Consider the following 478-nt stretch of genomic DNA (forward strand, 5'->3'; position numbering starts at 1 on the left):
TGTCGATCTTCTCGGGTACGCAGGGCTTCCTCGATACCGTTCCGGTCAACGCCGTCGTCCGCTATGAACAGGCGATGCTTGCGGCGATGCGCAGCGATCACGCCGATCTCCTGAAGGACATTCGCGACAAGCGCGATCTGTCGAAGGAGACGACGGAAGCGCTGAAGACCGCGCTGGGTGCGTTTTCGAAGACGTTTGCGTAAAACCCTCCCTCTCCCCACCGGGGAGTGGGCAGACGAGCGATGCTAAGTCGGGAGAGGGGCCGTAACGCGGACGGAAGTTTGTGGGACGACCCCTCTCCCCGACCCTCTCCCCGCCAGCGGGGAGAGGGAGAAGAAGAAAAAACACCCATGACCACCACCTCCACCGCCCAGTTCGTCAACATCGGCGAGCGCACCAACGTTACCGGCTCCGCCCGCTTCAAGAAGCTCATCATGGCGGGGGATTATCCGGCGGCGGTGGAAGTCGCGCGGCAGCA

General features: G+C 62.8%; 1 protein-coding gene. It reads left to right on the forward strand.

What is annotated here, in order from left to right; all coding sequences use genetic code 11:
• A partial coding sequence (locus tag AACY19_RS27150) for a hypothetical protein (protein WP_339454581.1) occupies nucleotides 1-203 on the forward strand: 203 nt, incomplete at its 5' end.
• Between the last annotated feature and the right edge of the window lie 275 nt (nucleotides 204-478).

The sequence above is a fragment of the Pseudomonas sp. EA_5y_Pfl2_R50 genome (assembly GCF_963970475.1).
Lineage (GTDB): Bacteria > Pseudomonadota > Gammaproteobacteria > Pseudomonadales > Pseudomonadaceae > Aquipseudomonas.